Origin of the sequence: Marivivens donghaensis (assembly GCF_011806565.1) — a bacterium.
Taxonomy (GTDB): Bacteria; Pseudomonadota; Alphaproteobacteria; order Rhodobacterales; family Rhodobacteraceae; genus Marivivens; species Marivivens donghaensis_A.
Genome location: NZ_JAATOP010000005.1, coordinates 267263 through 292199 on the forward strand (window position 1 = coordinate 267263; position 24937 = coordinate 292199).

At 62.7% G+C, this 24937-nt stretch carries 17 protein-coding genes and 1 pseudogene; 3 read left to right on the forward strand and 15 right to left on the reverse strand.

Annotated elements, in window-relative coordinates:
• Position 1 precedes the first annotated feature (1 nt).
• From HCZ30_RS09830 to HCZ30_RS09870, 9 genes are all read right to left on the reverse strand, one after another.
• Positions 2–1375 carry a carbohydrate ABC transporter permease gene (locus HCZ30_RS09830; RefSeq protein ID WP_167638104.1) on the reverse strand — a complete coding sequence of 458 codons (1374 nt, stop codon included), beginning with the start codon at positions 1373–1375 and terminating at the stop codon, positions 2–4.
• On the reverse strand, positions 1359–2708 hold the full coding sequence (locus HCZ30_RS09835; protein WP_167638105.1) for an extracellular solute-binding protein: 1350 nt from the start codon (positions 2706–2708) through the stop codon (positions 1359–1361). Before HCZ30_RS09835 ends, HCZ30_RS09830 begins: the two co-directional genes overlap by 17 nt.
• Before the next feature lie 340 nt (positions 2709–3048).
• Entirely contained in the window at positions 3049–4947 is a 1899-nt protein-coding gene (locus HCZ30_RS09840) for a beta-galactosidase (protein ID WP_167638106.1), read from the reverse strand.
• An 11-nt stretch (positions 4948–4958) separates the two neighbouring features.
• On the reverse strand, positions 4959–6536 hold the full coding sequence (locus tag HCZ30_RS09845) for a tryptophan 7-halogenase (RefSeq protein ID WP_167638107.1): 1578 nt from the start codon (positions 6534–6536) through the stop codon (positions 4959–4961).
• A complete protein-coding gene (locus tag HCZ30_RS09850) occupies positions 6512–7876 on the reverse strand; it encodes an alpha-glucosidase/alpha-galactosidase (protein ID WP_167638108.1) in 1365 nt (454 codons plus the stop codon). The genes HCZ30_RS09845 and HCZ30_RS09850 overlap by 25 nt, the downstream gene beginning before the upstream one ends.
• A gap of 25 nt (positions 7877–7901) precedes the next feature.
• Positions 7902–9518, reverse strand: coding sequence for an ABC transporter ATP-binding protein (locus tag HCZ30_RS09855; protein ID WP_167638109.1), 1617 nt, complete (start codon positions 9516–9518; stop codon positions 7902–7904).
• Positions 9511–10626, reverse strand: coding sequence for an ABC transporter permease (locus HCZ30_RS09860; protein ID WP_167638110.1), 1116 nt, complete (start codon positions 10624–10626; stop codon positions 9511–9513). Before HCZ30_RS09860 ends, HCZ30_RS09855 begins: the two co-directional genes overlap by 8 nt.
• A gap of 10 nt (positions 10627–10636) precedes the next feature.
• A complete protein-coding gene (locus HCZ30_RS09865) occupies positions 10637–11659 on the reverse strand; it encodes an ABC transporter permease (protein ID WP_167638111.1) in 1023 nt (340 codons plus the stop codon).
• A gap of 78 nt (positions 11660–11737) precedes the next feature.
• Positions 11738–13762: an ABC transporter substrate-binding protein gene (locus HCZ30_RS09870; protein ID WP_167638112.1), complete on the reverse strand. Its 2025-nt coding sequence runs from the start codon at positions 13760–13762 to the stop codon at positions 11738–11740.
• Between the two features lie 124 nt (positions 13763–13886).
• On the opposite strand from HCZ30_RS09870, the gene HCZ30_RS09875 reads away from it, so the two are divergent.
• On the forward strand, positions 13887–14783 hold the full coding sequence (locus tag HCZ30_RS09875; protein WP_167638113.1) for a helix-turn-helix domain-containing protein: 897 nt from the start codon (positions 13887–13889) through the stop codon (positions 14781–14783).
• Here HCZ30_RS09875 and HCZ30_RS09880 read toward each other — a convergent pair whose 3' ends face one another.
• The 4 genes from HCZ30_RS09880 to HCZ30_RS09895 all read right to left on the reverse strand — a co-directional run bounded on the left by HCZ30_RS09880 (position 14784) and on the right by HCZ30_RS09895 (position 19977).
• Positions 14784–17363 (reverse strand): AAA family ATPase, encoded by a 2580-nt coding sequence (locus HCZ30_RS09880; protein WP_167638114.1) that lies wholly within the window; start codon positions 17361–17363, stop codon positions 14784–14786.
• Positions 17360–18490 carry a metallophosphoesterase family protein gene (locus HCZ30_RS09885; RefSeq protein WP_167638115.1) on the reverse strand — a complete coding sequence of 377 codons (1131 nt, stop codon included), beginning with the start codon at positions 18488–18490 and terminating at the stop codon, positions 17360–17362. Before HCZ30_RS09885 ends, HCZ30_RS09880 begins: the two co-directional genes overlap by 4 nt.
• A 192-nt stretch (positions 18491–18682) precedes the next feature.
• Positions 18683–19504 (reverse strand): 4,5-DOPA dioxygenase extradiol, encoded by an 822-nt coding sequence (gene ygiD / locus HCZ30_RS09890; RefSeq protein ID WP_167638116.1) that lies wholly within the window; start codon positions 19502–19504, stop codon positions 18683–18685.
• A 50-nt stretch (positions 19505–19554) separates the two neighbouring features.
• The gene (locus HCZ30_RS09895; RefSeq protein ID WP_167638117.1) at positions 19555–19977 is read right to left on the reverse strand and encodes a DoxX family protein; all 423 of its coding nucleotides are present in this window, start codon (positions 19975–19977) and stop codon (positions 19555–19557) included.
• 131 nt (positions 19978–20108) lie between these two features.
• Between HCZ30_RS09895 and HCZ30_RS09900 the strand changes: the two genes are divergently transcribed.
• Positions 20109–21005, forward strand: coding sequence for a LysR family transcriptional regulator (locus HCZ30_RS09900; RefSeq protein WP_167638118.1), 897 nt, complete (start codon positions 20109–20111; stop codon positions 21003–21005).
• On the opposite strand, the gene HCZ30_RS09905 is transcribed toward HCZ30_RS09900, so the two are convergent.
• Positions 21002–22258 (reverse strand): chemotaxis protein CheW, encoded by a 1257-nt coding sequence (locus HCZ30_RS09905; RefSeq protein WP_167638119.1) that lies wholly within the window; start codon positions 22256–22258, stop codon positions 21002–21004. The two genes, HCZ30_RS09900 and HCZ30_RS09905, sit on opposite strands and share 4 nt — an antisense overlap.
• Positions 22258–24765, reverse strand: a complete 2508-nt coding sequence (locus HCZ30_RS09910; RefSeq protein ID WP_167638120.1) for a methyl-accepting chemotaxis protein — start codon at positions 24763–24765, stop codon at positions 22258–22260. Before HCZ30_RS09910 ends, HCZ30_RS09905 begins: the two co-directional genes overlap by 1 nt.
• A gap of 44 nt (positions 24766–24809) precedes the next feature.
• On the opposite strand from HCZ30_RS09910, the pseudogene HCZ30_RS09915 reads away from it, so the two are divergent.
• Positions 24810–24937 (forward strand): annotated as a pseudogene (locus tag HCZ30_RS09915) (IS5/IS1182 family transposase); the annotation flags it as partial.

Consider the following 24937-nt stretch of genomic DNA (forward strand, 5'->3'; position numbering starts at 1 on the left):
ATCAGAGCTCGATCTTCGGGCGGCTGACAAGTTCGCCGAACTTGAACAGGCGCAGGTAGATGATCGACAACACCAGTCCGACGACGACAAGCACGAGCGCCATCGCAGCGCCGAGGCCGTATTGCAGGTTGCCGGTGTAGTTCGACAGCGCGGTGGTGAATGCCTCCAGCGCCCAGACGGTTGTCGTACGACCTGGCCCGCCGTTGGTGGTCAGCCAGATCTGTTCGTAGGACGACAGAAGCGATAGTGTCTGGTAGCTGGTCACAAACAGGATGGGCCAGCGCATCTGCGGCAGGATGATGCGCCGCACCTGCTGCCAACGGTTCGCGCCGTCGACCTCGGATGCCCAGAGCTGCTGCATCGGAATGGCGCGCAGCGCGCCCGAGAACAGGATCAGGCCGAAGGACGCGCCGATGAAACCGTTGAGCGAAATCATCGTCATCCATGCGGTCACCACGGACCCCTTCATGTAGTTGAAGGACGGCAGGCCAAACTGCTCGGCCACGATGGGCAGAAAACCGTCCTCCCACGTGAACCACTTCCACATGATCGCATAGAGTACGAGCGGCGTGATGCGGGGCAGGAGCCAGAGTGTGGAATAGAAGCTGGTGACAGGCTTGGGCGTGTAGAACAGCACGATGGCGAGGAAGAGCCCGAGGCCGACGTTGAACAGGCCCAGAGTCGCCGCAACGTAGAGTGCGGTGTTCCCGATCAGGCGCAGCGTCTCTTTCTGCGTGGCGAGCCGTTCGAAGTTCGCCGTGGTGAAACGTGCACCCGTATACGAGCGGTCGACAATCCACGCGATGGTGTCCGAAGACACATCGGGCGCGACATCGGCAAGCTGCGCGGTCAGCGCCTCGGGGTTGTCGAAGCGGGTGTTGAGAACGCTTGTCTCGAAATACTCGGCGGTCTGGGTCAGCTCGCGCGGACGGCGCGGGGCATTGGGCAGGCCGCGCAATTCGCGAGAAAAGGCGCGCGGGTCGTCAAAGCTCTCTCCGGCAAAGCGGTCCGCGATCTCTGACAGGAAATCGGGGTCGACGCCGCCTTCGGTCGCGCGGGCGATGCCTGCTTCGTCGATTGTGATGCTGACGCTCGCGATGGCGGTCGCGTCATCCTCGGTCAGGCCCTGATCGCCCAACTGGCGCAGCAGGTTCGGCGTGACCACGTATTGGCCGCGCCCGATGCCGGTGGAGGTCGACAGGTCGGTGAAAGCAAAGATGCCGGTCAGGACGACGGGCGCAAAGAAAAAGAGGGTCAGGAGGAAAAGTGCAGGGGCGAGAAGCGCCAGTCCCAGCCCCGAAATACGGGGGCGGCGGCGGTCGGAGCGGCGCGATTTGCGCGCCACTCCGGTGTTCAGGTCAGCGGATGATGACATCGTCGCCCAGAGCCTGCTTGACGGTGGTCTCGACCTCGGCAACCGCATCGTCAACCGACGAAACGCCGGTCCAGGCGGCTTCCAGACCGTCGAACATCGCGGTCCAGTAAACGCCGAAGTCGGAGTTGTTCGGGATCGCGTTGGTGCTCGGTGCGAGGCGCTCCGATGCAGCCGCCAGCCAGCGGTTCTCGGCGTAGAGCGGTACAGTGGTCTCGTCTTCCGAAATCGCGAGGTGGGCGGATTTCACCGCGTGCAGCGCGTTGATTTCGGGGGTCGATGCTTTGGCGATCAGTTCCGCTGCGATCACCGCTTCGTCTTCCGACGCGGCCGAGGTCACAAGGTAGACCAGCGGGTGCGTGATCGAGTTGGCGCGGCCTGCGTCGTTGCCAGCGGGGATCAGCGAATACTGAACGGTGTTGAAGAAGTCCTCCAAACCGAACTGGTTGGTCCACTGGGCGTAGTGCCACGTGCCGCCATGCCATGCACCGTAGTTGCCCGAGGCGGCGTTCTGGTGCCAGACGTCCCATTCGCTGCCGAGGTGTGTGCCCGAGACGACGCCCATTTCGGTCGCATCGACGAAGAACTGGTACATGCCCTTGAGCGCAGCGGTATCGACGACCAGCTTGCCGCTGTCCTCGTCCGACATTTCGCCGCCGAAGGACTGGTAGAACTGCCAGTAGTCGGGGCCGTTCGACACGCGCGGAGCAAAGCCCATGTTGGCGTCCAGAACGCCTTCGTCCTGCATCTTCTTTACGGCGTCGAGCATGTCGTAGAGCGTGAACTCGCCGCTTTCGATACGCTCAGGCAGGCTGTCGATTTCGTCCGAAGACCAGCCGATGGCTTCGAGAGCGGGGATCGACCAGTACATGACGCGCGCTTCGGCGTCCTGCGGAATGCCCCAGATCTGGCCATTGAACGAGGCCACGTCGATCAGGTTGGGGTAGATGGTGTTCAGCGGGTAGCTGTCGAAGAACACGTAGTCTTCGATCGGAACGATGAGGCCCGCTTCGGACCACGGACCGATGTCCTCGTGACCTGAGACGATGATATCAGGCGCGTTGTCGGCTTCGGAGGCGAGGGTGAAGGCTTGCTTGAAATCGTCCCAACCGGTCCAAGCCTGCGATTCAACCGTGATGGTCAGCTCTTCGCCGCGCACGGCGGCTTCGCGTTCCATCTGGTCGGCGGCCATTTCGATGGCTTCCCAGCGGTAGGTGGCGTTGTCCCCGGAACCACCGGCCCAAACGGTGATGGTGTAATCTTCAGCAGCGGCGCCAAATGCGACGCTGGACAGAAGCGCGGCGGTCAGAGCCGTGCGAGTGGCAGTAAAAGTCATGAAGTCTGTTCCTGGCAAATCAATCTGTGCGGTGATCGTTGCACACGTGTGCAAATCCTGTCTACCACGCAGGCGATGACACCCACGCAACACCCACGTAACGGTTGTATGACGGGTTTTTCGACTGGATTTCGCAACTGCGGCGGAAATCGTTTGGCCTAATTCAATGCTTTGCGGGAATAAATGCTGCGTCTGCGCTGGATGATATTGCGGTGCAGCGAGGCGTTTTCGGGTGTCACAATCGGAGCCGTCCGAAAACTTTTTTCGCATGAGAGATGCGGATTTCTCCTCGCTCCGGCCGATTGCTGCACAGCGGCAGAATCGGCCCAAGGGTGAGTCGTCAGAGTTTCTCGATGTGAACGCCGCAGCCGTCGATGGTCAGGCCGCGATGCGTGACGGGGGCGGGGTTGTAGTTGAACCAGATCCGGTGCCCCTGCGTGTCACGGCGGCGGAGGCCGTCGGGCAGCGTTTCGGTCACAATTCCGGCGGCTTTAGCGGCGTCCGACAGGATGTGATGGCAGGCCGCATCGTCGGGCCAGCCAGCGAGGTAACGCAGGTTCCCGCCGACCACGGCGGGCATCCCGTCTTCGGTCTTCAGTAGGACATCGGCGCTCTCCAGTTCTTCGAACCAGCGCTTGAAATGACCTCCACCGTGCAACGAAACGGTGGCACTTGGCGGCAGGCTCTCGACCCGCGCCACGGTGCAATCAAGCCCCGCAAGGTCCGGCGGCAGAGGTGTCGGGATCGCGAAATCGGGCGTTTTGGAGTTGGTGCGGGGGCCAACCAGCACGATCCCCTCATGCGCGGTGATGGCAGCCTTCAGGCTGTCAGGCAGGGTGAACATCGCAGGCACCAGCGCCAGCTTGTAGTCCCCCAGCGCACCCGTATCGGGCGGCAGTATATCCACGTCGATCCCAAGCCGCCGCAGCCCGCGATAAAGGTCGAAGACGATCTGGTAATAGCTGAAATCGCGGCCCTGCGGCTGCGTCTCCCATGCCCACGCGCTTGCATAGTCAAACACGATGGCGGCTTGCCCCTTGGCGCAGCCCGCGTCCTCGCCCAGCTGAGCGATTTCGGCGGCGACCTGCGTGGCTTCGGCCAGCGCCGGCGCGGGCGCGCTGTCGGGGCGGAGGAGACCTGCGTGCATCTGTTCCTGCGCGAACGGAGCCTGCCGCCAGCGGAAATAACTCACGACCTCGGCCCCGTGGGCAAAGGCTTCCCACGCCCAGAGCCGCGGCATCCCAGCAAGCGGCGCGGGGTTCCACGGTGCCCAGTTCACAGGGCCGGGTTGCTGCTCCATCACCCACCAACGCCCGCGCCCGACAGCGCGGTAGAGGTCGTGGTGGAAGCCCTGCAAATCGGGATCGCCGGTACGAAGGTGGTGGATTTTGTGCGCGTCAGACGCCTGCACTTTCTGCGACAGGAATCCGATCGGGTAGCTGTCCCAGCTTGCCACATCGAGGTCCGCGCCGACTTTGAAGTGATCGAAGCTGATCTCGAACCCCATGTAATTATGGATCAGCGGCGCATCGGTGTGGCGGCGCAGGATGTCGGTCTGGACCTTGTTGAACTCCGCCACCTGATCCGAGGCGAAGCGGCGGAAGTCCATCACATGCGCGGGGTTGGGTTCCGTCACCGTAAGGTTCGGCAGCGCGATCTCGTCAAAGCTCGCGTATTCCATCGACCAGAACACGTTGCCCCACGCGCGGTTCAGGGCCTGAGGGGACTGGTATTTGCGGGCCAGCCAGTCGCGGAACTGGACCAGCGCGACGGGCGAGTAGGACACCGTCGTATCATGGCAGGCGTATTCGTTATCGGTTTGCCACGCGGCGACATGGGGGTTCTTGCCGTAGCGCTCTGCCAGTTTGGCGGTGATGCGGGCGCAGTCTTCGCGGTAGCCGTGGTGGGCGAAATCGTAGTGGCGGCGCGAGCCGAAGCCGCGCGGGCGGCCCTGCGCATCGACGGCGTACATGTCGGGATGCTTGGTCCCCATCCAGCGCGGCGGCGTGGCGGTGGGGGTGCACATGACGATCTTCAGCCCCGCAGCGCCGAGCGTATCCACAGCGCGGTCCAGCCAGTCCAGATCGTAGGTGCCTTCCTCCGGCTCCATCCGCGACCACGCGAATTCGGCGATGCGGACCCATTTGATGCCTGCCTCGGCCATGCGGGCGGCGTCTTCGGCCCAGATCTCTTCGGGCCAGTGTTCGGGGTAATAACAAACGCCGATGCTGCGCGTCATGGCAGATCCTTTCAGTGGGCGGCCCGCAGCCGCGACAGATATTCTTTGTGGCTTAATGCTTTGGACGCAGCGGTTTTCGCCTGCTGCGTCAGGTAATCGGTGGTGTCGCGGGCAAAGGCGCGGAGCCGTTTGTCGCGGTCCATCGCGGCGCGGGCGGCCTGTTTGTTCAAAAGGCCGAGCCCGTCGAGGACGGGGAGGTGCAGGAGTTCCTCCACATGCGGCAGGCCGCCGAGGTTGTTGGTAAAGTCGCTGGCGTCTGGCATTTTGCGCGACCACCGTTCCAGCCGCTCGCGGGTCTGGGGCAGGATGAAATCCTCCGCCACATCGGTCCAGAACGGGGTGTCGCGGCGCTCGCTGACGTAGTGCAGGTTGATGAAATCGCGGAAGTCGTCGACCTGTCCGGCGATGGCGTGGTTGTAGGCGTCGCGGCCCTTGGCTCCCGAAAAGTCCGCCAGATGGCGGCGGGCGAACAGCATCAGTTGCACCAGTGTGCCGTGGATCGAGGTCGCCTCCAGCGGTTCGAGGAACGATCCTGCCAGACCGATGGCGAGGACATTGCCGCGCCAGACTTCGGAAAGGCGGCCCGCGTCGATTTTGATGTCGTTGCGGGGTTCGATCTTGCGCCCAAGGATCGCTTCGATCTCGGCCTGCGCCTCTTCGGGCGTCGTGTGGCGGTCGGAGTAGACGTAGCCGCAGCCCATTCGCTCTGCCGTCGGGATCTGCCACATCCAGCCCGAGCCTTGCGCCCATGCGTGTGTGTAGTTCGGAATTTCGCCGTCGCCGTCGCCGTCGCCGTGGTCCAGCCAGAACGGCATAGCACGGTTGACGGGCAGGGCGTCCGCATAGCTGACCCACTCGGCGCCCATTTCCTGCCCGATGAGGGCGCGGCGGAAACCTGTGGCGTCGATGAAGAAATCACCCCTCAGGGTGTCGCCGTTGTCCAGCCGCAACGCGGTGATATCGCCTGTTTCAGGATGCCGGTCCGCGCCTTCGACAATGGCGTCGACAGCGGCGATGCCGTCCGCTTTGCTCCGCAGCCACGCGCCGACCTTGGCTTGGTCAAAATGGTAGGCGTGGTGGAACTGGCTGACGGCGACGGTGCGTCCGTTCACCTCTGCCACGGGCGCTTTGCCCTTGGCCATGAGGGCGGCAAAGATATGCGGATCGGTGACGGGACGGCCTGCGGCGACGCAGTAATTGTCGATCCACATGCCGCCGTTCGGCACCTTGTCGGCGAGGAAATACACATCGTCGATCGGCCCGTCATAGACGTGGCCCTTCCGCCGCCAGTCGCGGTGGCGGATGCCGAATTTTATGGTGGCGTCGGTCTTGGCGAGGAACTCGGCCTCGTCCAGTCCCAACGATTGCAGCAGCCCGCGAAAGATCGCCGTGGTGCCTTCGCCGACCCCGATGGTGGGGATTTTGGAGCTTTCGACCAGCGTGATGGCAAGCGGCAGGGTCTGCCGCTTCGCCTCTGCCTGAAGGATGAGCGCCGCAAGCCATCCGGCGGTGCCGCCGCCGGTGATGATGATCGACTTGGGGTCTGCGGCGCTCGTCATATAGCTCAGGCTTTCTGTTCGTGGATCCACGACGGCAGCCACTCGCCGTGCGCTTCCATCAACTCGTCCATCAGTTCCCAGATCTGGTCGAGGTCGAGTTCGGCGCCGGTGTGCGGGTCCATCATCGCTGCATGGTAGATGTGATCGCGGCGTTCTTCCAAGAGGGCAGCGACGGTCAATTCCTGCACGTTCACGTTCGAGCGCATGATCGCGGCCAGTTGCGGCGGCACGTTGGAAACGCGGGTCGGCTGGATGCCGTTGCGGTCCACGAGGCACGGCACCTCGACCGCGCAGCCGTGCGGCAGCGCCGGAATGTAGTCGGCGTTGCTGACGTTGCCGTAGATGACCGACGGCTCGCCCGTCCAGACCGAGTTGATGATCTGCGAGGCATATTCGACCGAGTTCGGGACTTCGATCTTGTCGGCTTCCTTGTATTTGTCGAGCGTGTCCTTCCAGCGGTCGATCTGTTCGATGCAGCGCTTGGGGTACTCGTCCAGCGGGATGCCGAAGCGTTCGATCAGATCCTCGCGACCTTCCTTGATGAACCACGGGGTGTATTCGGCGAAGTGCTCGGAGCTTTCGGTCGCGAAGTAGCCCGTCTTCTTCATCATCTCGTAGCGCACCTTGTTCGGGCAGCGCTTGTTCCACGAGCTTTCGGGGCGGGGATAGGTGCCTTCGGCGTAGCCCTTCTGGAGGTCGGGATAGAGGTCGCGGTAGCTGCCGTCCTCCATGATTTCCTCGAACTTGAGGAAGAAGGCGACGTGGTTGATGCCTGCCGACAGGTAGCGGATTTTGTCGTCCGCGATCTGGAGGTCGGACGCCAGTTCGTGCGCCGTGCCCTGAACCGAATGGCAGAGGCCAACCTGTTTGATCTGCGGGTATTTCTTGGCAATCGCCCATGTGTTGATCGCCATCGGGTTCACGTACTGGAGCATCAGCGCGTCGGGGCAGACGTCCAGCATGTCCTCGCAAATCGCCCAGAGGTGCGGGACGGTGCGCAGGCCGCGCATGATGCCGCCCACGCCGAGCGTGTCCGCAATGGTCTGGCGGAGGCCGTATTTCTTCGGCACTTCGAAGTCGGTGATGGTGCAGGGATCATAGCCGCCGATCTGGAAGGCGACGACGACGAAATCCGCGCCGTCCAGCGCCTCGCGGCGGTCGGTGTGCAGCGAATGGGTCGCGGGCACGCCGAGCGAGGAGACGAGTTTGTTGAACACGATCTCGGATTCTTCGAGCCGTTCGCGGTTGATATCCATCAGCGCCACGTGGGCGTTCTTGAGCGCGGGACGCTGGAGCACGTCGCCGATGATGTTCTTCATAAAGACGGACGAACCTGCGCCGATGAAAGCGATTTTCGGTGAACCGGTCATTGGGGAAATCCTTATTCTGGCCGCGTCAGGCGGCGACAACATTGAACGCGGCATCCACGAGGCGCTGCGTGTATTCGGTCTGGGGGTTTTCGAGAACGTCGAGCGTCGGGCCTGCTTCGACCATCCGGCCGTTCTGCATGACGATGACGTTGTGGCAGAGAGCCTTGACCACTTTCAGGTCGTGGCTGATGAACATGTAACTCAGGTCGTGACGCACGCGCAGGTCTCGCAGCAGGTCGATGATCTGCGCCTGAATGGACAGGTCGAGCGCGGAAGTCGGCTCGTCCAGCAGGATGAATTCGGGCTTGAGGATCAGCGCCCGCGCAATCGCGATCCGCTGGCGCTGGCCGCCCGAAAATTCGTGGGGGAAGCGGGTCATCGCGTCTGCGTCCATCTGGACCTCGTGCAATGCCTCGCGCACCAGTTCTTCGCGTTCTTTGGCCGAACTGCCGATGCCGTTGACGATCAGCCCTTCTTCGAGGATCTGCCGCACGATCATCCGCGGGTTCAGCGACGAGAACGGGTCTTGGTACACGACCTGGATCTTGGTGCGGAGCGGGCGCATCTGCGAACGGGTCAGATTGTCGATCCGCTGGCCTTCGAACAGCACCTCGCCGCGGGCGTGGGCGGCTCCAAGGCCGATCATCGCCATGCCGAGCGTGGTCTTGCCCGAGCCGCTTTCACCCACGATGCCCAGCGTTTCGCCCTTGCGGATCATCGCGGTGATGTCGTTCACGGCGACCAGCTCGTGGGTCTTACGGGTGAACATGCCGCCAGTCTTGATCTCGAACACCACGCGCATGTCGTTGGCCTGCATCAGCGGGCCTGCGCTTTCGGGCAGCGGTTCGGGACGGCCCTTGGGCTCGGAAGCCAGAAGGTGCCGCGTGTAGGGGTGCTGCGGGTTGGCGAAGACCTCAGCGGTGTTGCCGCGCTCGACGATTTCGCCGTAGCGCATGACCACCACGCGGTCGGAGGTTTTCTCGACCACCGTCAGATCGTGGGTGATCAGGATGACCGCCATCCCGTGCGTATCCTGAAGCTGTTTGAGCAGCGACAGGATTTCCGCCTGAACGGTCACGTCGAGCGCGGTTGTCGGCTCGTCCGCGATCAGCAGGTCGGGCTTGTTCGCCAGTGCCATCGCGATCATCACGCGCTGACGCTGCCCGCCGGACATTTCGTGCGGGTACTGGTTCAGGCGCATTTCGGGGCTCGGCAGCTGCACTTCCTTGAAAAGTTGCAGCACCTCCTTGCGGGCTTCCTTTTTCGAGACGTTGCGGTGGGTGAGGATGATCTCCGCCACCTGATCGCCGACCTTGTAGATCGGGTTCAGCGAGGTTAGCGGCTCTTGGAAGATCATGGAGATCTTGTTGCCGCGGATCTTCTGCATCTCGACCTCGGGCAAAGCGGTGAGGTCCTGTCCGTCGAATGTGATCTTGCTTGCGGGATCGAGGCGGGCGTTGTCGGCCAGCATGGACATGATCGCCCGCGCCGTCACCGATTTGCCCGAGCCGCTTTCGCCGACCACGGCCAGCGTCTCGCCGCGTTTGATGTCGTAGGACACGCCGCGCACGGCTTTGACTGTGCCTGTCACGGTTTTGAACGTGACCGCGACGTCTTTGATATCGAGGAGTGTGTCAGTCATTGGAATACGGGTCCATTGCGTCGCGCATACCGTCGCCGAAGGCGTTGAAGGCAAGCACGGAGATGACGATCATGCCGACGGGAGCCATCAGCCACGGCGCGGCGGCGAACGACTGGAAGTCGCGCACTTGGTTCAGCATGGTGCCCCAGCTGACCATCGGGGCCTGAACGCCCACGCCGAGGAATGACAGGAAGCTTTCGAGCAGGATGACTTCGGGCAGCTGGTAGGTCGCCCAGACGATCATGTGCGACGAGGTGTTGGGCACAATGTGGCGGGTGAGGATGCGGCTGTCTTTGGCGCCCACAGCCTCTGCCGCGCGGACGTAATCCATCGTGCGGATAGAGATCACCTTGCCCCGTAGTTCCCGCGACAGGTCCGCCCAGCGAAGGAGGACTAGGATCGCGGCGAACATGATGAAGATGGTCATAGGCTCGGCCCTGCGCGGCAGAACGGCCACCAGCGCGAGGTAGAGCGGCAGGTCGGGGAAGCTTTTGACGAACTCCACGATCCGCTGCACGATCAGGTCGAACGTCCCGCCGAAGTAGCCCGAGGCGACGCCGACAGCCGTGCCGATCACCAGCGCGGCGGCGGTCACGAGGACGCCCATCAGCAGCGTCACGCGGGTGCCCCAGACCATGCGGGAGAACACGTCGCGCCCCAGCGAGTCCGTGCCGAGCAGGTGGAACGGCGTGCCGTCCGCCGTGCCGAAAAGGTGCGTGTCGAACGTCAGGCCGAGGAACGTCCACTCGGTGCCTTCGACGAACAGCGACAGATCGCGGCGCAGTTCGGGATCGGGGGCAAAGGTGATCTCGTACGTCACGGGGTCCATTTCCTCGCCCCAGCCCATCACGTAGGGGCGGGTCAGGCCGCCGTCCGGCGCGATGATGTGGATGCCCTGCGGCGGCTGGTAGATCGCGGTGCGGTCCTTGGTCTCCACACCATAGGGCGCGATGAAGCCCGCGAAGACGGCCATGATGATCACGATCATCGCGGCGATCAGGCCCACCATGCCGTAGCGGTTACGGACAAAGCGGCGGCGGACGAGTTGCCAGTAGCTGAGGCCGTTGCTGGCCTGTACTTCTTCGGCGTTCATTGTCTGGTCGGTCATGGTGTCCCCCTCACGCACGCGACAGGGTGGCACGGCGCACCCGCGGGTCGATGAGCGCCAGAAGGAGGTCGGCAAACAGGTTGCCGAGGACGAGCAGCACCGCGACCATCATGAAGATCGCTGCGACCACATACATGTCGCGGTCGGCAACGGAACTGAGGATCAGCGGGCCGACGGTCGGAATGCCGAGGACGATCGCAATCTCGATCTCGCCCTTGATCATGTAATCGAAACGGGTGCCGAGGTTCATCACCACAGGGTGCAGCGCGTTCGGAACAGCGTGCTTGAACAGCACCTTGCGCTTGGACAGACCCTTGGCGCGGGCGGTCTCCACGTACTGCATGTTCAGCGTATCGAGCAGGTTCCCCCGCATCATGCGTGTGGTGTACGCCTGACCGGCCCAGATCGACACGAGCAGCACGGGCCAGACGTGTTTGAGGAAGTCCCAGAACTTGGCCAGCGACCAGTGGTCTTGCAGGATGTACTGGGCCGAATTGACGGCGCCGATGTAGGGCGAGTGCCAGACAAAGGCGAGAAGATAGAGGATGACGAGCGAAATCACGAACTTCGGGATCACGATGCCGAGGAAGGCAATGACCGTCGCGACGTTGTCGCCCAGTTTGTATTGGTTCGTCGCGGCATAGATGCCTAGCAGCACGCCGATCACCTGCGACAGGATCACGGTGGAAATCGCCAGAAGCAGGGTGCGCGGAAGTCGGACGCCGATGACCTCGGTCACTGGGCGGTTGTGGCGGAAGGACATGCCGAAATCGAAGTCGGTCACGATGTCCTTGACCCAGACGAGGTACTGGATGGCAACTGGCTGATCGAGGCCCAGACGTTCGCGCATGGCGGTCGCCTGCGGCAGAAGCTCGTCATAGGATTTGCCCGTTTGCGCCTGCGTTGCGGACATCCAGCGGTCCACGTAGTCTCCGGGCACGGCCTGAATGATGAGAAACGAGACGATAGAAATTGCGATAAGCAAAGGGATGGTCGCGGCGAGCCGCTTCAATAGGAAACCGAGTAGGTCCATCACGTAGTCCTGACGAGCATAGCGGTGGGCTTTGTGGTTCGGCCCCCGAAGAGGCCGAACCGTCGGGTGGGATGCAGCCTATTCGTAAACAGCCACGGTTCCCGGGAGGATTTCCTCCATCTGCTGGTCGGCAGGCACCCAGAGGCGCTCGCGGATCACAGCATCTTCTGCCCATTCATACATGAACACAGGCGTGCCAGGGTGTGCGTTCTGGACACGCTTGTTGACCAGAAGCGCAGCAGGCACCTGAACCAGACCGATGTTATAGAGGTTCTCGGTCAGGAGTTGCTCCATCTCGTTGGCCAGTTCGGTCTGCTTTCCGGCGTCGTCGGTCGCGCTCATTTCGCTAGTGATCGCGGTCAGACGCTCTTCGAACGGCAGGCTGTCACGTCCATCGGGGCCCGACAGGTGGAACGGCGGGCAGATGTCCGAAACGGGCAGGTTGCCACAGGTTTCTCGGGTCGGAAGCACAAAGTTCGCACGTTGCAGGATCGCGCTGAAGTCGCCCGCGTTGCGCATCGGGTCAAAGCTGGTTTCGTCCACGGTCTTGGGCAGAACGCGGATACCAACCTCGGCCAGTTGCGAGGTCACGGCGTCCATCTGCTTGCGGTCGTCGGTACGCTGCGGCTTGTAGGTCATGTCGATGACCAGATCCTCACCGGTGCCCGGCATGTTCAGAACGCCGTTGCCGTCGGTATCCTCAAGACCCAGACCTGCGAGCAGTTCCTTGGCCTTGTCCTGATCGAACGGCGTGTAGACCGAATAGGCGGGGTCATAGTACGGCGAGCCCGAAGCGAAGCCGCCGATGTATGGGTAGGCGAACGGACCGCGGGCCAGTGCCTGACCGACCGCATCACGGTCAATCGCGTGGCTGAGCGCCTGACGGAACGGAAGCTCGCGGAAGAGACCGCGCAGTTCCTGCTCGTACGGGTCGTCGGTCATGTTCTGGGCAAAGTTCAACTCGATCCGCCACGACAGGGTGCGCGGGCCGAACTTGGCCGAAACCGGCGAGTTCTCGTCCTGACTCTGCTTCAGCGCCTCAACGAAGTTGCCCGGATTTTCCATGTTCGACCAGTCACCGGTGCCTGCAACGGCCTGCGTGGTGCGGTCATCCCATGTGGTCAGCTTGAAGTGCATCTCGTTGATGTACGGAAGCTGGTTACCCTCGCTGTCGACTTTGAAATAGTAGGGGTTGCGACGCAGAATGACGAGCTCGTCCGGCTTGTGCTCGACCGGAACCCACGCGCCCATGACGGGGATCGGCACCGCATCGGCAGGCATCGCGTTCAGATAGTCGTCGTAGTTCATGTCCGCGTTGTAGTCGGGGTGGAAGTCCTTGAGCACATGGCTCGGACCGGGGCAGCCCTGAATATAGGCGAGGCCCTCGACCACGGTGTTCGACTGTGCGGTCGGGAAAACGAACTTGAAGGTGTAATCGTCGATGACTTCGAGCGACGCGCCGCCGCCGAAGGCGTCCTTGGAAATGCGCGAATTGATGTCCGCGTTCTGCACGTTGTCGTCATACCAGAACGCGATGTCCTCGGTATCGAACGGATCGCCGTCCGACCACTTCGCACCCTCGACGAGGTGCATGGTCAGTTCGGTCATGTCGTCGTTCCATTCCCAGCTCTTGGCGAGGTTCGGAAGCGGACCGGTCTGCTCTTCGGGGCGGACCTGCCAACGCGGACCCTGACGCACGAGGCATTCCTGCGTGGCCATGTTGATGCCGCCCCAGCCCTGATGCTGACCGGCAAGGATGTTCCAGCCCTCGGGGCGGCCACCGATCACGTGGCGGAACACGCCGCCGTATTCACCGATACCGGCCGACATCGCGCCTGCCTGCATGACGAGCGGTTCTGCTGGCAACCGGTCCTCCACCGGCGGCAGCGCACCGCTTTCCACGAGCGCGTCGAGGAACGGGGCCTGATGGTACTCGGGTAGCGCTTCATAGGTCCACAGATCGTCACGGCCGATCAGATCGTATTCCAGACCGGCGAGGCTCTGCTCTTCCGGCATGGGATCCGCTATCGAAGTTCCCGCATAAAGTGCAGCCGCGCAAACTCCGACGGCGAGTAAGCTCGCAAGCTTTCTCGAATCTTTCATTGATAGTCTCCTCCCTAAAGGTCCTTTCATGTGGCCGTAGATCGGTGTCGGAGACTTCCTGAAAATGGCTGTGTGTTTCCGGAAAACTGTGCCATTCTAGAAAAAGAGTTTGAGTTGAGTGGCCATGAACAAGTTCCGACCGACCGATGTCGCCGACGTTGTCCCGTATTCCGAACAGCACGACCGCGAGCGGATGCCGGCGGCAAACGAGTTCATGATCGAGCGGCACGTGCCCGACCTTTTCGACACGCCGTTTCACCATCACACCTCGGTCGAGATCAACTTTCTCGAAGGATGCGACATGGTCTATTCGTTCGCCGGAGTTCCGGTGAAAATCATGCGCGACGAGCTGACGATTTTCTGGGGCGCGCAGCCGCATATGGTCAAGGATGTGATCGGTAAGGGGCGGATAACAAACATTTATCTCTCGCTCGGCCAGTTCCTGCGCTGGGGTCTTCCGGAACGTCTGGTGAAGGCTTTGCAGAACGGCGCGGTGCTGAGCACGGGCCCCAATTGCACCCGCGACAACGCGTTTTTCGAACGGCTCTGGGAAGAGCGTCACCGCAAGGATACGTCATGGCGGCGCACCCATCTGGACGAGATCGCGACCCGCCTTCGCCGCTTCGGATTGGAGGGGTGGACGGTGCGTCTGGACCCCGCCAACGTCGGCTCCGTCATCGAATCCGACGCTCGCACCATGCGCCATGTGGAGGACATTTTGCGGTTCGTGGCCGACAACTTCTCTGCCCCGATTACGGTTGGTGACGTCGCGGAAGCGGTCAACCTGTCGGCCAGCCGCGCGACTTCGGTCTTTCGCGAAGTCATGGGCGTGTCGATCAAACACCACCTCACGCGCACTCGCCTATCACATGCAAGGATGCTGCTGACCGAAACCGACAGCAAGATCGTGACCATCGCGCTCGACAGCGGTTTCCAGTCGCTTTCCAGCTTCTACGCCGCCTTCACAGACGCCAATAATGTCTCCCCCGCAGAGTACCGGAAGGCCGCGCGGGGGAACTGATTAGGCGATGAATTGCGCGGGCGATTGGGTCACCATCTGGCCGCCCAGATTGCGGAACGCGCGTTGGCGACAGGTTAGGACGATGATCTGGATGTCGCTCGCCTGACGGTGCAGCGCGTCGAACATCCGCTCGATCCGGTCGTCATCGGTAAACACCAACGCATCGTCGAGGATCACCGGCGCCGACCGTCCCGCGTTCGACAGCATCCGCGCGAATGCGAGCCGCACCAGCAGCGCGATCTGCTCCTGCGTGCCGCCTGACAGGATCGACAGATCCTCCGCCACCGTTTCCCGTTTGAGCGATGTCGGCAGCAGATTGTCCTCGGACCACTCCAGCTCCGCCTCGGGCCAGAGCAGATTGAGCAGGGGCCGCAGTTCCTTGGCCACCGGCGTGAAATAGCGATCCCGCGCTTCGGTCCGCGCACCTGTCAGCGCGGCCTTCAGGCGCTGCAGCACCGCGACCTCGCGCACGATATGGCGCAGCTTGGTTTCGGCGACCTCCAGTTCCTGTGCGGTCTCGGCCAGTTCTTCTTCTACCGCGTCGCCCGAAGCGTGCTTGATCCGCTCGTTCAGCACGAGGATCTGGCCCTCCAGCGCCGCGATATCCTTCGCGATCATCTCGTCCGCCGATTGCAGCCGCGTGTAGCTCGCCTTCGCCATCTCGAGGTCGGGCGCATTCGCGGCCTTGGCCGTGCACTCCTCATCCAGCGTCAGCCACGTCCGGCGGGCCTTTTCCGCCTCGGCCTGCAACGCGTCCTGATCCGCGCCGCCTTCTGGTAGGGCGGCCAGCGCACGCGCCAGACGGTCGTTTGCATTGTTCAGATTAGCCTGCGCCACGCCGCGTTCGTTCGTCGCCTCGCCAAGCTGGTGGCGGGTGGTTTCGGCCTTTGCGCGCAACTCCTTTTCGGTGGTCTGAGCCGCCTCCAGAGCTTGCGTCGCGGCCTCCAGATCTGGTGCACCGTCAGCCTCCTCGGGCTCCGGCAGTTTGGCCAATTGCGCACGGATCGCATCGATGCCGGACGGGGCGAGGGCATTGAAGGACGCCTTTGCCTCGCGGTGTGCGACCTCTGCATTCTGGCGCAAAGCTGCCCTCGCGCGGGTTTCCTCAATGGTTTCCGCGCCGAGTGCTTCCAGTGCCACCCGCAGCGCGGCCTCTGCCTTAGCGACCTGATCGGCGTTGCCGCTTTCCGGTGGGCGGATGTCCAGCGAGCCAATCCCCGGTACCGTGATCCGCGTGTTGCGGCTGATCGGGATAAGTTTCCCGTTTTCAATGTCTTGGCCGTCGATGTTGAACGCGGTGCCGCCGTCATAATGCGCCACGATATTCGGTGCGCTGGCGTCACGGATGGCGATCGTGTTCGCCACATTGCGGGCAAGGTCTTCGACATTTTGCAGCGCTTTCGCGTCGGGGCCGGTGATCGCGGCGGCGGTGGTTTCGACCTTGATCCGCGCATCCTCGGCGGCCTTGATCCGCGCTTCGATCTCCTCGCGGCGGGCCGCGCTTTCCTTGGCGCTGGCGGCACGTTCGGCGCGGCGCAGGTCGGTGGCGGCTTTGGTCGTGGCGGCGGCGGCGATGTCGACTGCGCTCTTGGCGGCGTCATCGGCCTCCAGCGCGTCCTCGAATTTCGCTTCGGCGCTGCTCGCCTTGTCGACGGCATCCAGCACGAGGCGTTTTGCGTCCTCATGCTCCGCTACAGCGGCCTTCACCCGTTCGCATTTTTCGGCGGCTTGCTGATGCGTGAGCTTCGCCAGATCGGCCTTGCGCTGCAAGCCTTCGAGATCGGCGGCGAACTCGGTCGCGGCCTTGAACGCGGTCTTTGCGCCCGCCAGTTTGACCTTCCGCGCCTCGGCCTCGTCGGGGTCGTTCAGGCTGGCGAGGCGTTTGCGGGCGGCGGTGCGGTCGCGCAGTGCCTCCGCCAGTTGGTCGGCGGAGGTTTGCAGGGCATTCCGCCGCTCGCTCAGCTCTGCCACGCGGTCTTCGGCAGCCTTCCACGGACCGCCCGCGCGGGCTTTGCCGCCTGCGGTCGCGAGCACGGCGAGGTCTTCTTCGCAGCGTTTGAGGGCGGCGTCCATGCGGCGGCCGCCGGTCATCAGTTCGACCTCTTCGCTGACCGACGACATCAGATCGCGACGCGCTTCGAGCGAGTCCTTCGCCCCCGTGCCGAGGTCGGTGAGGCCCTGACGCACCCACACCAAACCCGCGGGGCCGGTGCCGTCCTGACCCAGCAGGCGGCTGATCCAGTCCTCCGCCGCGTCGGCCTGCGCGATGAGGGTCGCGCCTTGGAACACCTTGGTTTCGGCTTTGGAGAACCAGCGCTTGCGGATGGTGAACACCTCGCCGCTGGTTTCGACCTCGACCCCGATGGACACCGCGCCGCCGCTGTGGGGGCGGAGCGCTTTGATGTCCTTCGCCGTGCTGCCGGATTTCGTAAAGAAAACAGCGTGGAGCGAGTCGAAGATGGTGGATTTGCCGAACTCGTTCGCTTCGCACAGGACGTTCAGGCCATCGCCGAAATTGTCGATGCGGACGGGGTCGGTGAAGCGTCGGACGTTGTGGAGTTCGATGGCGCGGATCTTCATTGCGCGTCCTCCTTCACGTAGCTGTAGAGGCGGGCAAGGGCCTCTGCCGCGATGGAGCGGTCGTCTTCGGACAGGGTGTCGTCGCCGGCTTCGGTCATCAGTGCCTCGGCGGTGATGCGGAGCGCGCCGCCGCTGCTGTCGATCTCGTCTAGGTCGGTCGGATCATAACGTGCCCGCAGCGCCTCGGCCCGCAGATCGAAGCAGGCGAATTCGGGGCCGGCCTTGATGACGGCGCGTTCCAGTTCGGCGTGGTCGGCGAGGCCCGCCCAGCCCGTCGCGCGAACCCGCAGCAGCACATTGCGGCGACCGGAGGCGGGGAGCAGGCGCTCCAGTTCCTCGGTCGGGTTCTGACCGGACACGAGGTCCATCGGCACCTCCTGCCACAAGAAATGGCCGGTTTCGATCTCGGTCACTTCAGGCTCTGCACCGGCATGGGCTTCAACCAGCAGACACAGCCCGCGCCGACCGTGTTTATAGCGGTCCTGTTCGGGGCTGCCGGAGTAGTGGACGCGGGGGCTGACGGCGATGCGGCCGTGCCAGTCGCCCAGCGCCAGATAGTCGAGGCGGGCGGTGCGGTCGCGGTCGACGGCGATGACCTCTCCGCTCTCGGTGAAATCGGTGATGCCGCCGTGGGCGAGACCGATGCGCAGCGCGCCTTCGGGCGTTTCCATCCGGACGAGCGCTTCGGTCGGGTCGGTGCCGCTGGCGCGATACTGGACGGGACAGGGCAGCAGGTAGACGTTCGTTTCAACCTCGATCGGGGCGGCTTCGGTCACGGCGCGGACGTTCGCGGGGCCGTCAGATGCGATCATATCCCACAGCGGTTCCGCGCCGCGCAGGTTGTCGTGGTTGCCGGGGATGATCCACCACGTCACATCGCTCGCGTCGCCCATCGCGGCCAGCGCCTGCCGGACCAGCGAAGGCGAGGGCGTCGGCGTGTCGAACGTATCGCCCGCCAGCAGCACATGCCCGGCGCCGTTATCACGGGCGGCAGCGGCGAGTTTCTCGATCGCGTTGTGCCGCGCTTCCATCAGGCGGCCACGGATATTGCCGTCGGCATCCTGCGGGATGTTGGCGAATTTGCGACCGATATGAAGGTCGGAGGAATGGATAAACCGGAACGACATCTGTGCTCCCCGAAATTAAGGCATGCGTGCCGGACATATACCGTTCGGGGTTGCAACGTGACAGGCCATACGCCCCAAACCGAGAATCCCATCATGGCGGATGTGGTTAGGGTAAAACAAGAACATTTCTGAAAAATGAAAAGGCGACCAATTGCTTGGCCGCCTTTCGGGATTTCTCAGCGATTGCGCGGGTTACGCGTGGAACACGAAGGATCGCATCGAAACAGAACCGAGGTCGATCGCGTCGGTCATGAAGGTCAGCTTGTCCTTGTCATCGGACGCGCCGGCAATCGTCAGCGCGGGCATGTAATGATCCACGGACGGGTGCGCCATCGTCAGGAGCGAGCCGAGCTTATTCCGGTCGGCAAGGTGCGCCAGATCGCGGTCTTCCAGCTTGTCCTTGAACAGCGTGTCGAACTCGGTCGCGAAGTCCTGCGGCGCGCCGCCCGGACGCATGGCGCGCAGGTTGTGGACGACGTTACCCGACCCGAGGATCAGCACACCGCGGTCGCGCAGTTCGGACAGGGTGCGGCCAATCTCAAGCTGGTGATCGAGGTCACGGCCCATGTCGATGGAAACCTGGAACACAGGCACATCGGCGTCGGGATAAAGGAACTTGAGCACGGTCCATGCGCCGTGATCGAGGCCCCATGTGTCGTCCTCTTCGGCGTGGTGGCTGGCGAGCAGGCTGGCCACGGTGCGGGCCAGTTCGGGATCGCCCTCTGCCGCGTATTGCTGGTCATAGAGCGCCTGCGGAAAGCCGTAGAAATCGTGGATCGTGCGCGGCATCTTGGACACGTCGACCAGCGTGGTGCCTTGGGTCATCCAGTGGGCGGAGACCACAAGAATGGCTTTGGGACGCGGCAGGCTCTGGCCAAGTTCGGTCCAAGCGCGGCTGAACTGCGTGTCTTCGAGCGCGTTCATCGGGCTGCCGTGGCCGAGAAAGACCAATGGCATCCGATCGGACGGAGCCAGACGGTCGCGTAAATTCTGAAGATCGGTTGCGATAGTCATCTTATCTGCTCCTGCGAGGGTTGGGCCGCCTTGGGGGCGACCCGATTGGTTTAGGCGAACTGGCCGAGCGACTTTTGCAGCGCGGGGATGCGGACAGCATAGGCGCCTGCGCCCAGAAGGACGAGCGAAGCCTGTGCAACGGTCCAGAACAGCGGGTATTCCCAACCGCCGCCTGCTGCGGAGAAGCTCCAGCCGTTGCCCGCGTGCGCCCAGGTTGCGCCGAGGAGGACGGGGATCAGGGCGAGCGAAACAAGGCGGGTGCCGATGCCGAGGATCAGAAGCGCGCCGCCGCCGAGTTCGGCGATGATGGTCAGGTAGGCGAGGAAGCCGGGCAGGCCGAGGCTTTCGAAGAAGCCCACAGTGCCGGGAATGGTGAAGGTGAAGACTTTCATCAGACCGTGGGCGAGGAAGAGGATGCCCGTGCTGACGCGAAGGATAAAGGCGGCGTAGTCCGCTTGGGTGTTGGTGTTCATGTCTTGGCTCCAGATGTGGTGTGCCGCTTGCGTGCGGCTTTGTTTGTCTGACGCTCAAAATACGTATTGCGGATGTGGTATAAAATGGCGAAGTTACCGAAATACTTTCCACGATATGTTCCGAATATGCCATGGACCTGACCGAAGAACTCCGCGCCTTTGTCGCCACGGCCCAGACGGGATCATTCACCGCTGCGGCGGACCATCTGGGCGTCTCGAACCGCCTGACGTCGAAATACGTGGCCGAGCTGGAGGCCCGTCTGGGCGTGCGTCTGTTCCAGCGCACCACGCGGCGGGTGGGGCTGACACCTGCGGGCGAAGACCTGCTGGCGCGCGCACCTGCGCTGCTGGACGATCTGGACGAGTTGATGGCCGAGGTGTCCTGCGGATCGCGGGGGCTGACGGGGATGATCCGTGTCTCGGCCCCTGTCACTCTGGGCGAGATTTACATCTGCGGGATGCTCGGGCGCTTTGCAAAGGAACATCCCAAACTGGAGATAGACCTGCGCCTCAGTGACACCTACGTCGACCTTGCCAGCGACGGCATCGACGTGGCCTTCCGCATGGGGCTGTCGGAGCGCCTGTCGCTGAAGACCCGCAAGCTGGGCGCGTTCCAGTTGATGGCGGTGGCGAGCCCCGAATACCTCGCGGCGCATGGCACACCCGAAACGCCTGCGGACCTCGAAAACCACACCTGCATCATCGACATGAACCGCCGCCAGCCGCGCCGCTGGACGTTCCGCAAGGATGGAGAGGAGTTCGCGGTCAACGTCTCGGGTCAGTTCCGCGTCAATTCGGCAGTGGCATCGTGCGAGCTGGCCTGCGCGGGCCTCGGCATCGTCTACACGCCGCGTTTCGCCATGTCCAAAGCGCTGGCCAAGGGCGATCTGGTGCCTGTGCTGCCGGACTACGACACCAACGCAGGGCCGCTCAGCGCTGTGTACCTAGAGGGCAGGGCGCTGCCCCGCAAAATCCGTGCGCTGATCGATTTCGCGGCCGAGGACGTGAAGTCCTCCGGCATCCTCTAGCCCATCGCGTACTGCGGGATTTCCAGCTCGCTCGGCTCGATGAAGTTCAGAAGCTGCCGCCCGTGCGCCATGCGCCGATAGGCAATCCGCCCGATCATCACGTGTTCCTTGCCGCGCGGGAGGCCCTCGCGCCACGGCAGGATCTCGATCACCTTGTCGATGGCAATCGCGGCGAGGGCGTTCGGGTTGAAGACAAGGCAGTTCACCTCGTTACTGTCGACGGTCTTGGTGTCGGTATAGAACATGCCGGCGGCGTCCTGCTTGTGCGACAGGTGGCGGAGCTTGACGAACTCCTGATCGGCGTGGAGGCCATCGAAGTCGAGCATGATGAAGTGGTCCTCATCCCCGCGCGACACTGATCCCTTGGCCAGACCGGAGCGGATGTTCATCCCCGGCGGGATAGGACCGATTTCGCTGCTGGACAGACGGATGATGTCGGTCACGCTATCGACGCGGAGGGCGATGCGCTGGTCGCCCAGACCTTTGACGATGACGGCAGAGCTGTTCGTCACCGCTTTACGCTCGGGCGCGAGGCCGAGGAGGGTGAACACATCCACCAGCGCCAGACGGATGCCGTGCGAGCGGATCATGCCGTAGCAGATGCGGCTCTCCGCGCCGACTTCCTCGACATAGGAATCCGCAACTCTGCCGGTCGCAAAGTCGAGCGGCATACAGAATTGCACGCCGTCGGTCTTGAACAGCAGGTAGCGGTCGCTGAGGCTCCAGTCCCGCTGCTCGCTGGCGTTAAGGCGAACGGCGGGGATGTTTTCGTCAAAGAGCGCCGCGACATCCAGCATGGGATAGATCGCCTCGCCGTCGTGGATCAGTTGCCCCGTCACGGTGGCCGTGCGGTGGTTCGGGGCGTGGCGCACAGGCTCGATGGTGCAGGCGTTGCCATGCACAAGGCGCGAGGTGCTCTTTGCCCGCAGCCCGATCAGGTGGCTGTCATGCTCCACGATGACCACGATGGCGTTGGTGCGCGACGGCTCGTCAGTCACGCCTAGGAAAACAGGCAGGTCGATGACGGGGATGATCTGCTTGCGCAGCATGAAGGCCCCGACCACGCCATTATCTCCGCTCGGAACGGGCTGGTAGCGGTCCGGCGCGTTGACGACCTCTCGCATGTGCAGGACTGAAATGCCCAGCAGCGTCGGCCCGAGGTCCATGACCGCGAGCGTCTCGTGCTGTGGCAGGTCGATTTTGCGCTCGCCGCTGGCCGTGTCGGCTGGCACGGTGTCAGCCTCCTCGCTCATCAGTTTTCGACCGACCGGATCTTATAGTCCGAGGCGTTCACTTCGCTCATGGTCGAGACCTTGGAAAGATCCTCTATCAGCGTGACGACAGACTGGGACACATCGTCCTGTTCGCGCGCGAGGGTGGAGATCGACGAGATGACGTCCGCGGTGTTGTTCACGGCATCCACAATCTCGCCGAAGGCATTGCGGGCGGTCTGCGACCGTTCCGTGCCTAGCGTCACGCGGGCAGAGCTTTCGCTGATCAGCTTGGTGATTTCCATCGCGGCGCTGGAACTGCGCTCGGCGAGTTTGCGCACCTCGTCCGCCACCACCGAGAAACCGACGCCGTATTCGCCGGCGCGGGCGGCTTCGATGGCGGCGTTGAAGGCCAGAAGGTTGGTCTGGTTGGCGATGTCACCGATGACGCGGACCATTTCGGCGACCGAGTTCGAGGACTTCGCCATGAGGTCGATCGCCTCGATCGCGTTGGACAGCGAGCTGTTGCCGTTATCCGCGCTGCGTTTGGTATCGTGGGAGAAGTGCAGCGCCTTATCGGCCGAATTGTTGATCGACATGATCGAACCGGCGAGGCGGGACACAGTGCTTGTCATCTCGTCGGTCTTGCCGCGGATTATGCACTCCAGTTCCACCTGTTCAGTGATGTCATACGCGTATTTGATGACGCCGACGGTGACGCCTTGAGAGTTCTTGAGCGGCGAGTAGGTCGCGTGGATGAACACGTCGCGTCCGAACTTGCCGATGCGGTGGAAGCGGCCCGAAATGTACTTTGACGCTCGCAGATCGGACCACAGACGGCGGTACTGTTCGGAGCGCGCATATTCGGGCGTGCAGAAGATCGCATGGTGCTGGCCGAGCACTTCGCGCATTGAATAGCCCATGACTTGCAGGAAGTTGTCGTTGGCGCCGAGGACATTGCCGTCGAGGTCGAATTCGATAACGGCCTGGCTGGCGTTGATCGCGTTGAAGCGGCTTTCGAATTCGGCGTTCTTGCGGCGACGTTCGGTGATGTCGGTGGCGAGCTTGAGGATCTTTACCGGATTGCCGTCGGCATCGAAAATCGGGTTGTAGGTCGCTTGGATGATGACCTCTTCGCCCGCTTTGTTGAGGCGGTAGTATTCGCCGCGCGAATATTCACCGCGGCGAAGCTCGTTCCAGAACTCCATGTAGTCCGTCGACTCCGCCTGCTTCCGGTCGACGAAAATGCGGTGCGGCTTGCCGATGATTTCCTGCGGCATGTAGCCCATCAGGCGCAGGAAATTGTCGTTGGCATCAAGGATCGTGCCGTCGAGGTCGAATTCGATCATGGCTTGCGAGCGGTTGATGCCTTCGACTTTGCCCGTCTGGTCAGCGCGCGCGATCATGGCCTCGGTCACATCGTGGCCGACCTCGAAAATCTTCAGCAGGCGGCCGTCGATGTCGTAGACGGGCGAGAAGGTGGATTGGAGATAGAAGTCCTTACCTTCCGCACCGAAGCGGCGGTATTCGCCCGCGACCGTCTTGCCGTCCAACACCTGACGCCACAGACGCGAGTAGGTGACCGAGCTGCCGCCCTCGCGGGTCCACAGGTGCTGCGTTTCGAGGGTTTCCATCTCGTGTCGGGCATAGCCGGATACGTCGAAGAATTTTTCGTTTGCGGCCACAATCGTGCCTTCGGGCGAATATTCGATGGTGACCTGACCCTGCTGCACGGTGTCGAGCAGGCGGAGCAGTTCGTTGATGCGCTTTTTCTCGGCGGTGATGTCCAGCGCCACCTTGATGACGCGGATCGCCTTGCCGTCGGGATCGACGATGGGGTTGTAGCTCGCCTGCATCCAGACGATGTCGCCCTGTTTGTCGATGCGCTTGAATTCACCGGCTTCGAACGTCTCGCGGGCAAGGTTGTCCCAGAACTGTTTGTAGGATGCCGTATCGCGCTCGCTCTTCGGCATGAACAAGCCGTGGTGTTCGCCGATGACCTCTTCCTGTTCGTAGCCCATCAGGTGCAGGAAATTGTCGTTCGCCGTTTCCAGATGACCCGACAGGTCGAATTCCGCCACGGCCATGGCAGAGCTCATCGCGGCAAAGCGGCTGTTGTTACGGGTCGCCTCGACTTTGGTATCGGTAACGTCCATCGCGTATTTGACGATGCGGGCGATCTTGCCGTCGGGGCCGATGATCGGGTTGTAGTTCGCGCGGATCCATACCGACGAGCCGCTGCGGGTCACCCGCTCGAATTCGCCGTCGTAGTAGTTGCCCTCGCGCAGCGTCTCCCACATCTCCTGATATTCTTTGGAATTCCCGAATTTCGGCTTGCAGAACATGCGGTGGGGGCGGCCGACGACTTCGTCGAGTTGGTAGCTGAACAGTTCGAGGAAATTCTCGTTCGCGTCCAGCACGTTGCCTTCGAGGTCGAATGACCGGCTTGCCTCCGACACGGTCGTCTTGCCCTGGATGATCTCGATCACCAGAGCCGTCTTCCGCTTCGCTGTCCAACGCTTGATGCTGTCGTCCATCGTCATACTCATTGCTACGTTCTCCCTTGTAGCATGAGCAGGTTTTCACTGGGTCGATACATACCCGCTACCGCACGACGAACTGGTCCGACTATAACGCCTCCCTAAAGCGGCGAGGATCGTTGTCCATCTGGTTCGATCCTGAAATGCTCTGGCAGGCGGAGCAAAGCGGCAAGCGTGGCCA